The organism is Gemmobacter sp., from assembly GCF_046292685.1.
Lineage (GTDB): Bacteria > Pseudomonadota > Alphaproteobacteria > Rhodobacterales > Rhodobacteraceae > Wagnerdoeblera.
Genome location: NZ_JBKBQM010000001.1, coordinates 87,420 through 102,186 on the forward strand (window position 1 = coordinate 87,420; position 14,767 = coordinate 102,186).

General features: G+C 71.2%; 18 protein-coding genes and 1 tRNA gene. 9 read left to right on the top strand and 10 right to left on the bottom strand.

Annotation, left to right across the window (positions count from 1 at the left end; translation table 11 throughout):
• Positions 1 to 19 precede the first annotated feature (19 nt).
• A complete protein-coding gene (locus ACK4S2_RS00380; RefSeq protein ID WP_409619153.1) occupies positions 20 to 1,504 on the bottom strand; it encodes a DUF2125 domain-containing protein in 1,485 nt (494 codons plus the stop codon).
• 123 nt (positions 1,505 to 1,627) lie between these two features.
• Between ACK4S2_RS00380 and ACK4S2_RS00385 the strand changes: the two genes are divergently transcribed.
• The 3 genes from ACK4S2_RS00385 to pyrF all read left to right on the top strand — a co-directional run bounded on the left by ACK4S2_RS00385 (position 1,628) and on the right by pyrF (position 3,810).
• Entirely contained in the window at positions 1,628 to 2,383 is a 756-nt protein-coding gene (locus ACK4S2_RS00385) for an SDR family oxidoreductase (RefSeq protein WP_409619156.1), read from the top strand.
• Positions 2,380 to 2,997: an enoyl-CoA hydratase/isomerase family protein gene (locus ACK4S2_RS00390; RefSeq protein ID WP_409619159.1), complete on the top strand. Its 618-nt coding sequence runs from the start codon at positions 2,380 to 2,382 to the stop codon at positions 2,995 to 2,997. Before ACK4S2_RS00385 ends, ACK4S2_RS00390 begins: the two co-directional genes overlap by 4 nt.
• Positions 2,998 to 3,090: 93 nt before the next feature.
• A complete protein-coding gene (gene pyrF / locus ACK4S2_RS00395; RefSeq protein WP_409619162.1) occupies positions 3,091 to 3,810 on the top strand; it encodes an orotidine-5'-phosphate decarboxylase in 720 nt (239 codons plus the stop codon).
• Positions 3,811 to 4,130: 320 nt separating this feature from the next.
• On the opposite strand, the gene ACK4S2_RS00400 is transcribed toward pyrF, so the two are convergent.
• From ACK4S2_RS00400 to ACK4S2_RS00430, 7 genes are all read right to left on the bottom strand, one after another.
• Positions 4,131 to 4,883, bottom strand: coding sequence for a hypothetical protein (locus ACK4S2_RS00400; RefSeq protein WP_409619165.1), 753 nt, complete (start codon positions 4,881 to 4,883; stop codon positions 4,131 to 4,133).
• Positions 4,884 to 4,968: 85 nt separating this feature from the next.
• Positions 4,969 to 5,217, bottom strand: coding sequence for an NfeD family protein (locus ACK4S2_RS00405; RefSeq protein WP_409619167.1), 249 nt, complete (start codon positions 5,215 to 5,217; stop codon positions 4,969 to 4,971).
• Between the two features lie 22 nt (positions 5,218 to 5,239).
• The gene (locus tag ACK4S2_RS00410) at positions 5,240 to 6,112 is read right to left on the bottom strand and encodes an SPFH domain-containing protein (RefSeq protein WP_409619170.1); all 873 of its coding nucleotides are present in this window, start codon (positions 6,110 to 6,112) and stop codon (positions 5,240 to 5,242) included.
• Between the two features lie 58 nt (positions 6,113 to 6,170).
• On the bottom strand, positions 6,171 to 6,623 hold the full coding sequence (tspO, locus tag ACK4S2_RS00415) for a tryptophan-rich sensory protein TspO (protein ID WP_409619173.1): 453 nt from the start codon (positions 6,621 to 6,623) through the stop codon (positions 6,171 to 6,173).
• Positions 6,624 to 6,633: 10 nt separating this feature from the next.
• Complete coding sequence (locus ACK4S2_RS00420) at positions 6,634 to 7,242, bottom strand: Smr/MutS family protein (protein ID WP_409619176.1); 609 nt, start codon at positions 7,240 to 7,242, stop codon at positions 6,634 to 6,636.
• Between the two features lie 3 nt (positions 7,243 to 7,245).
• Positions 7,246 to 8,247, bottom strand: a complete 1,002-nt coding sequence (locus ACK4S2_RS00425; protein WP_409619179.1) for a murein transglycosylase A — start codon at positions 8,245 to 8,247, stop codon at positions 7,246 to 7,248.
• Position 8,248: 1 nt separating this feature from the next.
• Complete coding sequence (locus ACK4S2_RS00430; protein ID WP_409619182.1) at positions 8,249 to 8,911, bottom strand: Tim44/TimA family putative adaptor protein; 663 nt, start codon at positions 8,909 to 8,911, stop codon at positions 8,249 to 8,251.
• A 139-nt stretch (positions 8,912 to 9,050) separates the two neighbouring features.
• On the opposite strand from ACK4S2_RS00430, the gene ACK4S2_RS00435 reads away from it, so the two are divergent.
• The 6 genes from ACK4S2_RS00435 (at position 9,051) to rimM (ending at position 13,192) form a co-directional block, all read left to right on the top strand.
• Positions 9,051 to 9,563, top strand: coding sequence for an FxsA family protein (locus ACK4S2_RS00435; protein ID WP_409619185.1), 513 nt, complete (start codon positions 9,051 to 9,053; stop codon positions 9,561 to 9,563).
• A 288-nt stretch (positions 9,564 to 9,851) separates the two neighbouring features.
• Positions 9,852 to 11,366: a signal recognition particle protein gene (gene ffh, locus ACK4S2_RS00440; protein ID WP_409619188.1), complete on the top strand. Its 1,515-nt coding sequence runs from the start codon at positions 9,852 to 9,854 to the stop codon at positions 11,364 to 11,366.
• A complete protein-coding gene (locus ACK4S2_RS00445; protein WP_409619191.1) occupies positions 11,363 to 11,932 on the top strand; it encodes a GNAT family N-acetyltransferase in 570 nt (189 codons plus the stop codon). The genes ffh and ACK4S2_RS00445 overlap by 4 nt, the downstream gene beginning before the upstream one ends.
• Positions 11,929 to 12,243: a chorismate mutase gene (locus ACK4S2_RS00450; protein ID WP_409619194.1), complete on the top strand. Its 315-nt coding sequence runs from the start codon at positions 11,929 to 11,931 to the stop codon at positions 12,241 to 12,243. Before ACK4S2_RS00445 ends, ACK4S2_RS00450 begins: the two co-directional genes overlap by 4 nt.
• Before the next feature lie 39 nt (positions 12,244 to 12,282).
• Positions 12,283 to 12,630: a 30S ribosomal protein S16 gene (gene rpsP / locus ACK4S2_RS00455; protein WP_409619197.1), complete on the top strand. Its 348-nt coding sequence runs from the start codon at positions 12,283 to 12,285 to the stop codon at positions 12,628 to 12,630.
• A 61-nt stretch (positions 12,631 to 12,691) separates the two neighbouring features.
• Positions 12,692 to 13,192 (top strand): ribosome maturation factor RimM, encoded by a 501-nt coding sequence (rimM, locus tag ACK4S2_RS00460; RefSeq protein WP_409619200.1) that lies wholly within the window; start codon positions 12,692 to 12,694, stop codon positions 13,190 to 13,192.
• Positions 13,193 to 13,246: 54 nt separating this feature from the next.
• Here the strand turns inward: rimM and ACK4S2_RS00465 are convergent, their stop codons facing one another.
• Both ACK4S2_RS00465 and ACK4S2_RS00470 read right to left on the bottom strand, forming a co-directional pair.
• Positions 13,247 to 14,503, bottom strand: a complete 1,257-nt coding sequence (locus tag ACK4S2_RS00465; RefSeq protein ID WP_409619302.1) for a DNA polymerase IV — start codon at positions 14,501 to 14,503, stop codon at positions 13,247 to 13,249.
• A gap of 104 nt (positions 14,504 to 14,607) precedes the next feature.
• Positions 14,608 to 14,684: transfer RNA gene (locus ACK4S2_RS00470), tRNA-Lys, on the bottom strand.
• Positions 14,685 to 14,767 lie beyond the last annotated feature (83 nt).

Consider the following 14,767-nt stretch of genomic DNA (forward strand, 5'->3'; position numbering starts at 1 on the left):
CGGCTGTCCAGCCGCCGGGTTACTGGATGCGCTGGCCGTTGGCCAGGATCTGGCCTTCGGGGGTGATCTCCAGCTTCGAGGTCAGCGTATCGGGCCCCGCGCCGGGCCGGGCAAACATCGCCAGCATCGCGCGCACCAGCATCACCTGATCCGGCGGCACCACGCCCAGCGCCACCAGCCGGTCCAGCAGCGTGTTGCCGCCCGTCAGCGTCAGCTCGGCACTGCCCGCGGGGCGCGGCATGCCGCCGAAGGTTTCGGTATCGGTGTTGTCAAAGGCAAAGGCGCCGGTCCCGGTCAGGTCGGCGCCGGCCGCCTTCAGCTGCAAGGCGTTGATCGTGACGCTTTCGAACTGGCCGGGGGCGCCTTCGCCTTGCGCCTCGGGGCTGGTCAGGTCGTGGAACAGCTGCACCTTGCCGCTGGTGTCCAGCACCAGCGTGGCCGGGTCGCGCGGCAGGCTGGCGGCCGGATCCAGCATCGACCAGATCTCGTCCGGCAGGCCCAGGTCCACCAGCCGCAGCAGCAGCGCGAAATCGGCCGCGGTGTCGCTGCGGGTCAATGGCATCGTCAGGCCCATCGTGTATTCCCCGAGCGTGACGGTCAGCTGCGGAAACGGAATGTCCGACCCGGCCAGCGTCACTTCGGCGCCCGTGACCGTGCCGCGATAGGACAGGCCGGCCGGGTCCAGCCCGAATTCCACCCCGCTGCCGGCCGCGCGCCCTGCCACCGAACTGGTCTTGCCCTTGTCGTCGACGTCGAAGGCGAACTCGATGGGCCCGGTGCCATAGCTGCCCTTGCCGGTCAGGCCGGCGGTCATGGCCTGCGCCAGCGCCTGCGGCATCGCGCCCTGAAAGCTCGATTGCAGCGCCTCGGCGCCCAGCGACAGGTCGAAGGTGCCTTCGCCTTCGGGGTTTTCGGCCGAAACCGCCAGCTCCAGTGCCTCGGCCGACAGGTCCGAGGCCAGGCCCATCGGGTCGCCGGGCAGGGTGCGCGCCGATCCGGCCAGGCCGCGCAGCGTCACCGTCATGTCCAGCGGCATTTCCTTGCCATCGACCCTGGGGGCCGACATGCCGATGGTCAGCGCAGCGGCCGAGAAATCGTAGGTCAGCGCCTCGGGCGTGCCCGAGACGACGGCGGTGTAACCGTCCTGCTCCAGCGACAGCGCCATTTCCACCGGCTCGCTGTCGGGCTCGGTCACCGTCATGGTGATGTCGAAGGCGGGCTCCAGCGTGATGTCCACCGTGCCGTCGCCCCGGTCGCGCAGCACGACCCGGCCCATCGGGGCGCGCATCGCGTGGGTTTCTGCCAACATGGTGGCCAGCACGCCGTCCAGCACCAGCCGGTTGCCATCGCGGCGTTCGGCGGTGGCGGTCAGCGTATAGCCCATGTCGCCGGCCAGCCCCTTCCACGCGGTCCAGACCTGTTCGGGGGTGACCTGCGCGGCAGCGGGCCCGGCCGCAAGGGTGGCGGCGAAGGCGGCAACAATGACAGGGCGCAAGGCGGGCATGACCGATCCTTTCGGGAAAATGCTTTGATCCAGCATCCTGCCTCGGCCGCGGGCGGTCAAGCCGGTTGCGGCGGCGCGGGGGCGGGCCTAACCTTGCCTGCGCATTCGACGAAGGGGAACGGGATGACGGAACTTTCCGGGCGGCTGGTGGCAATTACCGGCGCGGCGCGCGGCATCGGGGCGGCGGCGGCGCGGGCCTTTGCCGGGCAAGGGGCGCGGGTGGCGCTGATCTCGCGCGATGCGGCGCGGCTGGGCGCGCTGGCGGCCGAACTGGGGCCCGATGCGCTGGCGCTGCCGTGCGACGTGGCCGATGCGGCGGCGCTGGCGGCGGCGCTGGCCCGGGCCGAGGCCGCCTTCGGCCCGCTGGAGGTGCTGGTGAACAACGCCGGCGTGGTGGACCCCATCGCGCCCATCGCCACCGCCGACCCGGCCGCTTTCGCCCGCACGCTGGCGGTGAACGTGGCGGGCGTTTTCAACGGCATGCACGCGGCCTTGCCCGGCATGATCGCCCGCGGGCGCGGCACGATCCTGACCATCGGGTCGGGGGCGGCCTACAACCCGCTCGAAGGCTGGGCGGCCTATTGTTCCTCCAAGGCTGCGGCGCTGATGCTGACCCGCGCCGCGCATCTGGAGGCGGGCGGCGCCGGGGTTCGGGTGATCTCGCTGTCGCCGGGCACGGTGGCCACCGACATGCAGGCGCAGATCCGCGCCTCGGGCATCAACCCGGTCAGCCAGCTGGACTGGTCGGTGCATATCCCGCCCGAATGGCCGGCGCAGGCGCTGGTCTGGCTGTGCGGCCCGGGGGGCGAGGCTTACCGCGGTGGCGAATGTTCCCTGCGGGACGAGGCGGTGCGGCGCGCGGTGGGGCTGGTGGCATGATCCGGGTCGAAACCGAAGGCGGCCTCTGGGTGGTGACGCTGGACCGGCCGGAAAAGGCGAACTCGCTGACCGGGGCGATGCTGGCATCCTTGCGCGACGTGGCGCGCAGTGCGGCGGCCGACGGGGCGGCGGTGCTGGTGCTGACCGGGGCAGGCCACGTGTTTTCCGCCGGGGCCGACCTGGACGAGGCGCGGGCGGGGCTGGCGACCTCGGATCTGTGGGAGGAGGTTTCGGCCGCGATCGCCGAGTTTCCCGGCCTGACGGTGGCGGCGCTGAACGGCACGCTGGCCGGCGGGGCGATGGGCATGGTGCTGGCCTGCGACCTGCGGCTAGCGGTGCCGGGGGCGCGGTTCTTTTACCCGGTGATGCGGCTGGGCTTTCTGCCGCAACCGTCCGATCCGGGGCGGCTGGTGGCGCTGGTCGGGCCGGCGCGGGCGAAGATGATCCTGATGGGCGGGCAGAAGATCCCGGCCGACGAGGCGCTGGCCTGGGGGCTGGTGGACCGGCTGGTGCCGCCCGAGGCGCTGATGGCCAGCGTGCGCGAGGTGGCGGCCGACGTGCTGGCCGCCCGGACCGGGCATGCGGCGGCGATCAAGGCGATGATCCGGGGCTGAGCCGCCTTGCCTTCGGCCGCCCGGCAAGGTAGGCGCGCGGCGTTTGCCCGGCAGTGGCCCGGCGCAAGGCAACCCGGCAAGGAGGGGGCGAGGATGGCATCCGACGACAGGTTGATCGTGGCGCTGGACGTGCCGAACATTCTGGACGGGCTGGACCTGGCGCGCCGGATCGGCGATGCTGCGGGCTTTTACAAGATCGGGCTGGGGATGCTGACGGGCGGCGGGCTGGCGCTGGCCAACGAGCTGAAGCAGGAGCAGGGCAAGCGCATCTTTCTCGACCTCAAGCTGTTCGACATCGGGGCGACGGTGGAGGCGGCGGTGCGGGGGCTGGCGCAATACGAGCCCGATTTCCTGACCGTGCACGGCGACCCGCAGGTGGTGCGGGCGGCGGCGGCGGGCAAGGCGGGCAAGCCGACCCGGATCCTGGCCGTGACCATCCTGACCTCGCTGGACCGGGCCGACCTGGACGCCAACCTGATCCGGCCCGGCGACCTGCGCGAGATCGCGCTGGAACGGGCCGCCCGGGCGCTGGAGGCGGGCGCCGACGGCGTGATCGCCAGCCCGCAGGAAGCCGCCATGATCCGGGCCTTGCCGCAGGCGGCGGGCAAGCTGATCGTGACGCCGGGGGTGCGGCCTGCGGGGGCGGCGGCGGGCGACCAGAAGCGGGTGGCGACGCCGGCGCAGGCGGTGGCCGACGGGGCCGACCATATCGTGGTGGGTCGCCCGGTCTGGCAGGCCGCAGACCCGCGCGCGGCGGTGCTGGCGATCAATGCCGAGCTGGCCAACCCGCAGGCCCGGCACCCCAACCGCTGAGCCCCGCCCCGCCCGTCCCTGCGAGGGACAGGATCCCACCCCATGTTTTTCAATGGGTTGGCGGCGCGTTTTAACGAATGCGCAACCTTTGGCCCTGTCTGCCGCCGCCCGAACAACCGCCCCTGCCCGGTGGTGCAGGCCCCGGTGTGACGCCCCCGCGCCAGGGCGGGGGGTGCGGGGGGCAGAGCCCCCCGCCCGGCCCAAGGCCGGGGGGCGCCCCGCCGGGGCGCCGCACGGGTGCGGGAGCCTTCCGCTGCCCTGCCCTGACCTGCCCTGCGCAACGGCGGCGGCGGGCGAACGCCCGGCCCGGCCCGGCCCGCTCAGCGGCAGGAATTGCGGGCAAAGACGGTCTTGTCGTCCTGCTTGAGGATATAGCCCTGGCCGGCGGCGCCTTGCACGCCGCACCACAGCCGGCCTTCGCCATCCTCGGCGCAGAAGCCGGCATCGAGGCAGGTGCCCGGCTCGACGCGCCCCACGACCTGCGAGCCTTGCGTGGTGCCCTGGTCGCGCAGGTTCATGCGGGTCAGCACCTGAAGCTTGCCGCCTTCGGGCGGGCCGAGGTCGGCCTGATCCACACAGGCGCCTTCCTGCCCGGCGTAGACGAGGCAATCGCCCGGCGCGGGCACGGCGGCCAGCGGTTCGTCGGCCGCGGCCTCGGGGTCGTCCTCGATGGTCACGGGGGCCTCGCCGGTCAGAAGGCCGGTGCCCGGATCGGTGATGCCGCGCGGGCCCGAGCGGTGTTCCAGCCGCAAGGCGCCGCCGCCGCGCAGGGTGCCGGTGAACACCCCGTCGTCGCTGCGCGTGACCTGGCCCACCAGATCGACCCCGGACAGGGTGGAATAGAACACGATCACGGCGCCGTCCTCGTTCAGGGCATAGCCGGTGATGCGGCCGATGTCGGGGCCGCAATCGGCCTCGCCCCGATCGACGAAGAAGATGCCGTCATCCACCGCTTCGGGCAGAAAGGCCACCTCGCACCCGCCCGATTCGGCGATCAGCGACCAGCGGCCCGGTTCGGCGGCCGCCACGGCAGACGGAAGAAAGGCCAGCAAGGCCAAGGCGATAGCGCGCATCGAAACCCCCTTGAAGGCCGCGCCGGGGCGGCGCTTGCGCGCGCAGTGTCGCGGCGCTTGCCGGCGGGGTCAAGCGCGGGGCGGTTCAGTTGTCGTTGATGTCGCGCGTGATGACCTTGACCTGTCCGGCGCGGCGGCCCAGCAGGCGGCGCATCGCCGCCCAGGCCGCCAGCGACAGCGCCCCGAAGGCCGCCAGCGCCACCGGAAACGACCAGACCCAGCCCAGCGCCACCAGCGCCCCGGTGGCCACCGCGCCCAGCGCAAAGCCGAGGAACACATAGCCGGGGGCCAGCAGTTCCAGCACACCGATGGCCACGCCGGCGGCAACCCACATCCACCACGCCTGCCACATGGCCCTAGCGCCCCCGAAGCAGCTTGAACGCATCGCCGAAGGCGGCAACCGCATCGGCCGGCAGGATGATGGTCTGCTTGCCGGGGCCTTGCGCCACCGAGGCCAGCGCCTCGACCTGTTTCAGCGCGACCTGGTATTGCGCCGCCTCCAGCCCGTTTTCGCGGATCGCCTCGGCCACCACGCGGGTGGCGTAGGCCTCGGCATCGGCCTGGATGCGGCGGGCCTTGGCCACCTGTTCGGCGGCGTAAAGTTCGGCATCGGCGGCCAGTTCGACGGCGCGCTTCTTGCCTTCGGCCTCGGTCACCTGGGCGCGGCGGGCGCGTTCGGCGTTGAGCTGTTGCAGCATGGCGGCGCGGGTCGCCTCGTCGAGGTTGACGTCGAGGATTTCGGCGCGCGTCACCTCGATGCCCCAGTCGTCCACGACATTGGCCAGGCTTTCGCTGATGCGCGCGATGACGCGGCTGCGGTTCGACTGCACCTCGTCCAGTTCCATCGTGCCGATTTCGGCGCGCACGATGCCGGCGACGGTGGCGGCGATGGCGCCATCGACATCGCGGATGCGATAGACCGTCTTTTCCGGTTCGATGATGCGGTAGAACACCGAGGTTTCCACCTGCACCAGCACGTTGTCGGCGGTGATCGCATCCTGCCGGCTGGACGGCAGCTGGCGTTCGAGGATGGAGATCCGGTGCGCCACCGTGTCGATGAACGGCACGATCAGGTTGAGCCCCGGGCCCAGCACCGATTGCAGGCGGCCGAAGCGTTCGACCACGTACTTTTCCGATTGCGGCACCACGCGCACGCCGAGGAACACGGTGACGACCAGCAGCGCGGCCAGGGCAAGCCACACGATGTTGGCCCCGATGAAATCTTCCATGAGCAATTCCTTTCGGCTTTGCGCCAAGGTGCCGCAGGCCGGAGGATTTGAAAAGGGGTCAGGCCGGGTTGCGTTTCCAGACCGACCAGTTCAGCGCCGCGGCGATGCTGACCCAGGCGATGTAGGGCACGAACAGCGCCCCCGCGAGCCGGTCGTGCAGGAAGAAGGTGATGCCGGTGGCCGCGACCGCCAGCCACAAGAGCACGATCACCACAAAGCCCGCCTGCATGCGGCGCAGGCCGAAGAAGATCGGGGTCCAGAGCGTGTTGAGCGCGATCTGCACCGACCACAGCGCCAGCGCCTGCCCGGTGCCGGGCAGGGCCGCCACCCGCGCCCCGGCCCAGGACATGCACAGGTAAAGCACCGTCCAGGTCACCGGGAACACCCAGTCGGGCGGGGTCCAGGCCGGTTTCGCCAGGCTGCGATACCAGTCGCCGGGCTGGAACACGACGCCGGTGGTGGCGGCGGCACCGCAGGCGGCGAGGTAGGTCAGGAACAGGCCCCAGTCCATGTGTGCCCCTTTACCGGCTTCGTTTGAGATAGACGTAGAAGGCCCCCGACCCGCCGTGCCGCAGGTGCGCCTCGGCGATCTGGAGCACCGCGCCGCGCAGGGGCGGCAGCGCCAGCCAGTGCGGCACCTGGTGGCGCAGCGCGCCGAAGCGGGTGGGAATCGGGCCGCCGCGGTCGCGGTCCTTGCCCTTGCCGGTAATCACCAGCACCAGCCGCAGCCCGGCAGACTGGGCGTTGAGCACGAAGCGGATCAGCTCGGGGTGCGCCTCGGCCAGGGTCAGGCCGTGCAGGTCCAGCCGCGCCTCGGGCATCAGCTTGCCGCGGCGCATGGCCTTGTGGGTGGCGGCGTCCATCCGCAGGGGGTGGGCGGCGATCTGCTGGCCGATGGGGGGGGCGAGGTCGTGCCGCGCCGGCGGCTGCGGCGCGCGGGCGCCGATGCGAAAGGCCGGCAGGGGGGCCGGCGGGGCGGGTTCTGCGACCGGCGGCACGGGGGCGGGGGTCGCCGCCGGGGGGGCGGTCTCGGCCTGGCGGGCGCGCGGCGGGTGCAGCGGGCGGGCGGTGCGGGCGACCAGATCCCAGACTTCCTGTTCTTCGGGGTGCAGGCTGCGGCGGCGGGGCATGGGTCAGTCCCCGGCCAGGGCAAGCGCGGTGTCGATGGGCAGCAGCACCACCATGCGCCCGCCATCCTTCACGCGGCCCGCCGCCTCGCCCGCGGCAGCGCCGGTGCCGTAGAAGATGTCGGCCCGCTGCGCGCCCTTGATGGCGGTGCCGGTATCCTGGGCCACCATCAGCCGGCGCAGGGGGTCGGGCCCGTCCTTTTCCACCCAGACCGGCGCGCCCAGCGGCACGAAGGCCGGATCCACCGCGACCGAGCGCAAGGCAGTGACGCTGCGGCCCATCGCGCCGATGGGGCCCTTGTCGGGGGGCAGGTCGGGCAGCTTGCGGAAGAACACGAAAGACGGGTTGTGCTGCAACAGGCGCTGGCCTTCGGCACCGTTGCGCCGCACCCAGGCCTTGATGCCTTGCGCCGACACGGCATGCGGCGCCATCGCCCCGCGCCGCACCAGTTCGGCGCCGACCGAACGGTAGGGGTGGTTGTTCTTGGCGGCAAAGCCCAGCCGGATCGTGCGGCCATCCTGCAGGCGGATGCGCCCCGACCCCTGCACCTGCAGGAAGAACACCTCGACCGGATCGTCGAGCCAGACCAGCTCCAGCCCCCGCCCGCGCAACAACCCGCGCTGCTCGATCGTGGCGCGGCTGTGCCAGAGGCCGGTGCCGTCGAACTCGGGCGGGCGGGCATAGACCGGCCAGGCAAAGCGGGGCGTGCGCACCGCCGAACCCTGCAACTCGGGCTCGTAATAGCCGGTGAACAGCGCCGGCGGCTCGCCCACGACCACGGGGCGGAAGAACATCTCGAAAAAGGCGCGGGCATCGGCCACTTCGGCCGACAGCGCGCACAGCGGCCCCCATTCGGGGCCGCGCAGCTGGTCGCAGGTGTCGCGCCAGACGGCCAGTGCGGCGGCGTGGTCATCCTCGGCCCAGCCCGGCAGGTCGTCGAAACGCAAGGGGCCGGCCCCGGCCGCGCCGGCCATCAGACCCAGCGCCAGGGCAAGCCCGCGCCACATGTCATTCGCCGGTGGCGACCAGTTGCCAGTTCGGGTCGTCGGCCCCCATGCGGCGGGCGAAGGTCCAGACGTCGCGCTGGCGCCGGATCTCGGTCGGGCTGCCCTCGACCACCTCGCCCATGCGGTTGCGGATCACACTGGTCAGCTCGCCCACGAACCGCACGGTCAGCTCGGCCTCGCGGGTGTCGCGGTCGAAGGTGGCATCCTGCAAGGTCATCTCGCGCAGGCCGACGAACTTGGCCTCGACGCTCAGACCCTCCCTCTCGCGCGCGTCCACCACGGCCTGAAAGCTTTCGTAGACCTCCTTGGACAGCAGCGGCACGATGTCGTCGAGCTTGCCTTGCTCGAACGCCATCAGGATCCATTCGTAGGCGCCGCGCGCCCCGCCCAGGAACTCGGTCACCGAAAAGCCCGGCTCGGCCAGCTTCATCGCCGCCAGCGCCTTGGCGGCAGGGCTGCCGTCGGGGACATGGTCGGTGATGTCGCGGTCCTGCCCGCCTTCGATCACCTCGAAGTCGCGCTTGCGGGCGGCCGGGGCGGGCCCTTCCAGCGGTTGCGCCGGGCGTTCGAAACCGTCGCGCGTGCCCAGCACGTTCTTCAGCTTGACGATCAGGAATACGGCGATCGCGGCCAGGACCAGCAGTTGGATCAGGGACGAGCTCATGGGGCCTCGGGGTCAGGGGCCTGCCGGTGCCGACAGGGCGCATGGGGGGTTGGTTCTGCGAACCGTTGTCACCTATGTATGTGCAGGGGGCTGTCAAGTCCACCTCAGCCGACCGACCCTTGCCCGAAAGGCGCTGCCCGTGCCGATCTTTCTTGCCCTGCTGCTGATCCCGCTGATCGAGATCGCGCTGTTCGTCACCATCGGCAGCCGCATCGGGCTGTGGCCCACGCTGGGGCTGGTGCTGCTGACGGCCACGCTGGGCACGCTGCTGGTGCGCCGCCAGGGGCTGGCCACGCTGCGCGAAGTGCAGCGGTCGCTGAACGGGCTGGCCGATCCGGCCGCGCCGCTGGCGCATGGCGCGATGATCCTGCTGGCGGGGTTTTTGCTGATCACCCCGGGGTTCTTCACCGACACGCTGGGGTTCCTGCTGCTGGTGCCGGCGGTGCGGGCGGCGCTGATGCGGCGGATCGCCGCGCGGGTGGTGGTGATGGGCGCCGCGATGGGCGGCACCGCGGGCGGCTTTGCGCCCGGCCCGCGCTGGCCCGAGGCCCGCGACGACGTGATCGACGGCGAGGCCACCGAGATCGACCCCGCCGCAAGGCCGCTGCCGCGCCAGCCGCCTTCGGGCTGGACCCGCCCGCCGCAAGGCTGACGCATCCCGGACCCCTGGTTCATTTTCTGTCCGGAAATATCCCACGGGGGGGCCGGTCGGCCTGCAGGGCCGACCGGCGCGGGGGGTGTGAAACCCCCCGCTTGCGCCGCCGGCCGCGGGGGCACGGCTTGACTTCGGCGCCGCCGCGGCGTATCGGCGGTGCAATCCCGGAATGGCCGTGCCCTTCCGGTCCCTTGGCGCATGCCGGGATCGCCATCCACCAGCGCGTTGCGCCCGTGGGTGTCGCTGCCCATTGCGCCGCCCGTTTCGTGCCCGATGGAGGCCCCGATGTTCGAGAACCTGTCCGAACGCCTTGGCAGCGTCTTCGACCGCCTGTCCAAGCAGGGGGCCTTGTCCGAAAACGACGTGGCAACCGCGCTGCGCGAGGTGCGCACCGCGCTGCTGGAGGCCGACGTGTCGCTGCCGGTGGCGCGCGATTTCGTCAAGGCGGTGCAGAAAAAGGCGACGGGACAAGCGGTTACCAAATCGGTGACCCCCGGCCAGCAGGTCATCAAGATCGTCCATGACGAACTGGTGGCCATGCTTTCGGGCGACGGCCCGGCCGAACGGCTGAAGATCGACAACCCCCCCGCGCCGATCCTGATGGTGGGTCTGCAAGGCTCGGGCAAGACCACCACCTCGGGCAAGCTCGCGCGCCGGCTGAAGGAGCGCGAAGGCAAGAAGGTGCTGCTCGCCTCGCTCGACACGCAGCGCCCGGCGGCGATGGAACAGTTGCAGATCCTCGCAGCACAGGTCGGGGTGGATTTCCTGCCGATCGTCAAAGGCGAATCGGCGGTGCAGATCGCGCGGCGCGCCAGGCAGGCGGCCACGCTGGGCGGCTATGACGTCTATATCCTCGACACCGCGGGGCGGCTGCAGATCGACATCGCGCTGATGGAGGAGGTCGCGCAGGTGCGCGATGCCGTGGCCCCGCGCGAGACGCTGCTGGTCGTCGATGGTCTGACGGGCCAGGTCGCGGTGGAGGTGGCGCAGGAATTCGACGCCAAGGTCGGCATCACCGGCGTGGTGCTGACCCGGATGGATGGCGACGGCCGCGGCGGTGCGGCGCTGAGCATGCGCGCCGTCACCGGCAAGCCGATCCGCTTTGTCGGCCTGGGCGAGAAATCCGACGCGCTGGAGGCTTTCGACGCCGAGCGCGTGGCGGGCCGCATCCTCGGGATGGGCGATATCGTCGCGCTGGTGGAAAAGGCGCGCGAGACCTTCGAGGCCGAACAGGCCGAACGCATGGCCAGGCGCTTTGCCAAGGGTCTGTTCAACCTGAACGACATGAAGCTGCAGCTGGAACAGATGCTGAAGATGGGCGGCATGCAAAGCCTGATGGGCATGATGCCGGGCATGGGCAAGGCGGCGAAGGCGGCCGAGGAGGCGGGCTTCGACGACCGCATGCTGCGCCGGCAGATCGCGCTGATCCAGTCGATGACCAAAAAGGAACGCGCCAACCCCGACCTGCTGAATGCCAGCCGGAAGAAACGCATCGCCGCCGGCGCCGGGCTGGATGTGGCCGACCTGAACCGCCTGCTGAAGATGCACCGCCAGATGGCGGACATGATGAAGAAGATGGGCAAGGGCGGCATGGTCAAGGCCGCCATCAAGCAGATGATGGGCAAGGGCGGCATGCCCGACCCCGGCAAGATGACCCCCGACCAGCTGGCCGAACTGGGCCGCGGCATGAGCGAGGGGATGAAGCTGCCGGGTCTGGGCGGCGGCGGCCTGGGCGGGGGTCTGGGCGGACTGAAGCTGCCGGGCGGGCTGTCGGGCCTTGGCCTCGGGCGCAAGAAATGAACGCAGGCACGCATCCGCGGCTGGTCGGCACCCCGGTTCCGGAAACCGAACGGCTGCGGCTGCGCGCGCCGGTGGCCGCGGATTTCGAGCCCTATGCGGCCTTTGCGGCCTCGTCCCGGGCGGCCTTCGTGGGCGGCGGGGTGGGGCGCAACCTGGCCTGGCGGGGGTTCTGCCACCTGACCGGGCACTGGGTGCATCGCGACTACGGGGTGTTCGTGTTCTGCGACAAGGCCACCGATGCGCCGCTGGGCACCACGGGGCCGTTCTACCCCGAAGGCTGGCCCGAACCGGAAATCGCCTGGAGCGTCTGGCACCCGGGCGCCGAAGGCAAGGGCCTGGCGCACGAGGCGGCGCGCGCGGCGCGGGCCTGGGCTTATGACGTTCTGGGCTGGACCACGGCGATCAGCCTGATCGACCCGCACAACACCCGCAGCGCCGCGCTGGCGCGGCGGATGGGCTGCGTGCGGGACGGAACCTTTGTTCACGAACAATACGGCGCCACCGACATCTGGCGCCACCCCGCGGCCGCGGCCCTGGCCGACGGCGGAATGGAGGCTTGCGCATGACCCCGGACACCCCGACGACCGACGCCTCCATCCGCGCCGCCGCCCTGCTGCGCGAGCATCGCGCCAGCATCGACCGTCTGGATGCCATCCTGGTCTATACGCTGGCCGAGCGGTTCAAGCACACCCAGGCCGTGGGCCGGCTGAAGGCCGAGCACGCCTTGCCCCCCAGCGACCCCGCGCGCGAGGCGCGGCAGATCGAACGTCTGGAGCGGCTTTCGCAGGAAGCCGACCTGGACCCCGAATTCGCCCGGAAGTTCCTGGCGTTCATCATCTCGGAAGTCATCCGGCATCACGAGAAACTGCAGAAGTAAGCCGGAGTTCCGGCCCCTGAAAACCCAAGGAGAAGACCCATGTCCATGAAGATCCGTCTGGCCCGCGGCGGCAGCAAGAAGCGCCCGCACTATGCCATCGTCGCCGCCGACAGCCGCATGCCGCGCGACGGCCGTTTCCTGGAAAAGCTGGGGGTCTATGACCCGCTGCTGGCCAAGGACAACGAGAACCGCGTCAAGATGGACGTCGAGCGCGTGCAGCACTGGCTGAACCTCGGCGCCCAGCCGACCGACCGCGTCGCGCGGTTCCTGGAAGCCGCCGGCCTGCGCGCCAAGACCGAGCGCAACAACCCCAAGGCCGCCGTGCCGGGCAAGAAGGCCCAGGCCCGCGCTGCCGAAAAGGCCAAGAAGGCCGCCGCCGCGGAATGATCCGCCGCAGGCCCGCCCGGCACCGGGCGGGCCGTTTCCCCTTGCGCCCCGGAATCGGACCATGACCGAACGTGTCTGCGTCGGCGCCATTGCGGGCGCCTTCGGCGTGAAAGGCGAGGTGCGGCTGAAAAGCTTTACCGCCGACCCCACCGCCATCGCCGGCTATGCGCCGCTGTTCACCGAAGACGGCAAACGCAGCTTCGGCGTCACGCTGACCGGCGTGATTCCGAACGGGCTTTCGGCCCGGCTGACGGGCGTGCGCAGCCGCGAGGAGGCCGAGGCGCTGAAAGGCACGCAGCTGTTTGCCGACCGCGCCCGCCTGCCTGCGCTGGAGGACGACGAATTCTATCATGCCGACCTGATCGGCCTGAGCGTGCGCGACGCCGGCGGCACCGAGCTGGGCCGCGTGGTGTCGGTGCAGAACCACGGCGCCGGCGACATGATCGAGGTGATGGGGCCGGGCATGAAGCAATCGCTGATGCTGCCCTTTACCCGCGCCGTCGTGCCGACGGTGGATCTTGCCGGGCGCCGCCTGGTGGTGGACCTGCCCGAGGAAATCTGAGCCCCTGCCCTGCCCCGACCGGCGCCGCAGCCTGCGCGCCAAAGGCAGCAGGGATCAGCGCAGCGCGCGGCCCTTGATGATGGCGTCGGCGCCGAAGCGGGCGCGGATGCGGTCGGCCGCGCGTTCGGCGGCGGCGCGCTTGCCGGCGCCGGGGTCCAGCAGGTCGCCCGCCGGGTCGTGCCCGCTGGCCGGCGACAGGTCGGAAAGCCCCACCCCGATCAGCCGGAATGGCGCCTGCGGCTGTGCGGCCGCCAGCAGGGGTTCGGCCGCGCGCCAGATCGCATCGGCCAGTTGCGCCGGTTCGGCCAGCGCGCGGCGGCGGGTCAGGATGCGGTGGTCGGCCTGCTTGAGCTTGAGCGTGACGGTGCGGCCTTGCAGCCCGCGGGCCTTGGCGCGGTCGGCCACCTGTTCGGCCAGCCGCCACAGGTGGCCTTGCAGCAGGTCGGCATCCGACAGGTCGGCGTCGAAGGTGGTTTCGCGGGAAATCGACTTGGGCTGATCGTGCGGGGAAACCGGGCGGTCGTCCTGCCCGCGCGCCAGATGCCAAAGCCGCGCGCCCGAGGCGCCGAAGCGGGCGGCGAGGTCGGCCTTGTCCCAGGCGCGCAGGTCGGCCAGGCGGCGGATGCCGGCGCGTTCCAGCGCCTCTTGCGTGGCCAGGCCCACCCCCCACAGAAAGCGCACCGGCTTGTCGGCCAGAAAGGCCTCGGTCCCGGCGCGGCCGATCACCGAAAAGCCGCGCGGCTTGTCGAGGTCGGAGGCGATCTTGGCCAGGAACTTGTTGTGCGACAGCCCGACCGACAGCGAAATCCCCAGATCGGTTTCCACCCCGCGCGCCAGCCGCGCCAGCAGCACCGCCGGCGGTGCCCCGTGCAGCCGCTGCGTGCCCGTCAGGTCGAGGAACGCCTCGTCGAGGCTGAGGGGTTCCACCGCCGGGGTCAGCGCCTGCATCCGGTCGCGGATGGCGCGGCTGACCTCGGCATAAAGCGCCATGCGCGGCTTGACGACCACGGCCTGCGGGCAGCGGCGCAGCGCCTCGAACATCGGCATGGCGGAGCGCACGCCGTGGATGCGCGCGATGTAGCAGCAGGTGGAGACCACACCGCGCGTGCCGCCGCCGACGATCACCGGCTGGTCGCGCAAGGCGGGGTTTTCGCGCTTTTCCACGCTGGCATAGAAGGCGTCGCAATCGACATGGGCGATGGCCAGGTCGAACAGCTCGGCATCGGCCAGCACCCGCGGGCTGCGGCACGACGGGCAGCGCGGCGCCGGCGCGGCAAGGGGGGCAAGACAATCGCGGCAGAAGGCGGGCATGATGGGCACAGGATGCGCCTTTGGCCCGCCGCGGTCCACGGGGGGCGCGCCGGGGCGAGGGGAAATTCGAAAGGCCCGGGCATTGCTGCCCGGGCCCTTGGAAGTGGTGAGCCCGATAGGACTCGAACCTATGACCTACTGATTAAAAGTCAGCCGCTCTAACCAACTGAGCTACGGGCCCTCACCGAGGCGCTTCCTATGCGGAGTGCGCCGGGGGGTCAAGGGCCTGCCTTGGAAAAATGCACCGGGCACTGGCGAAAAAAT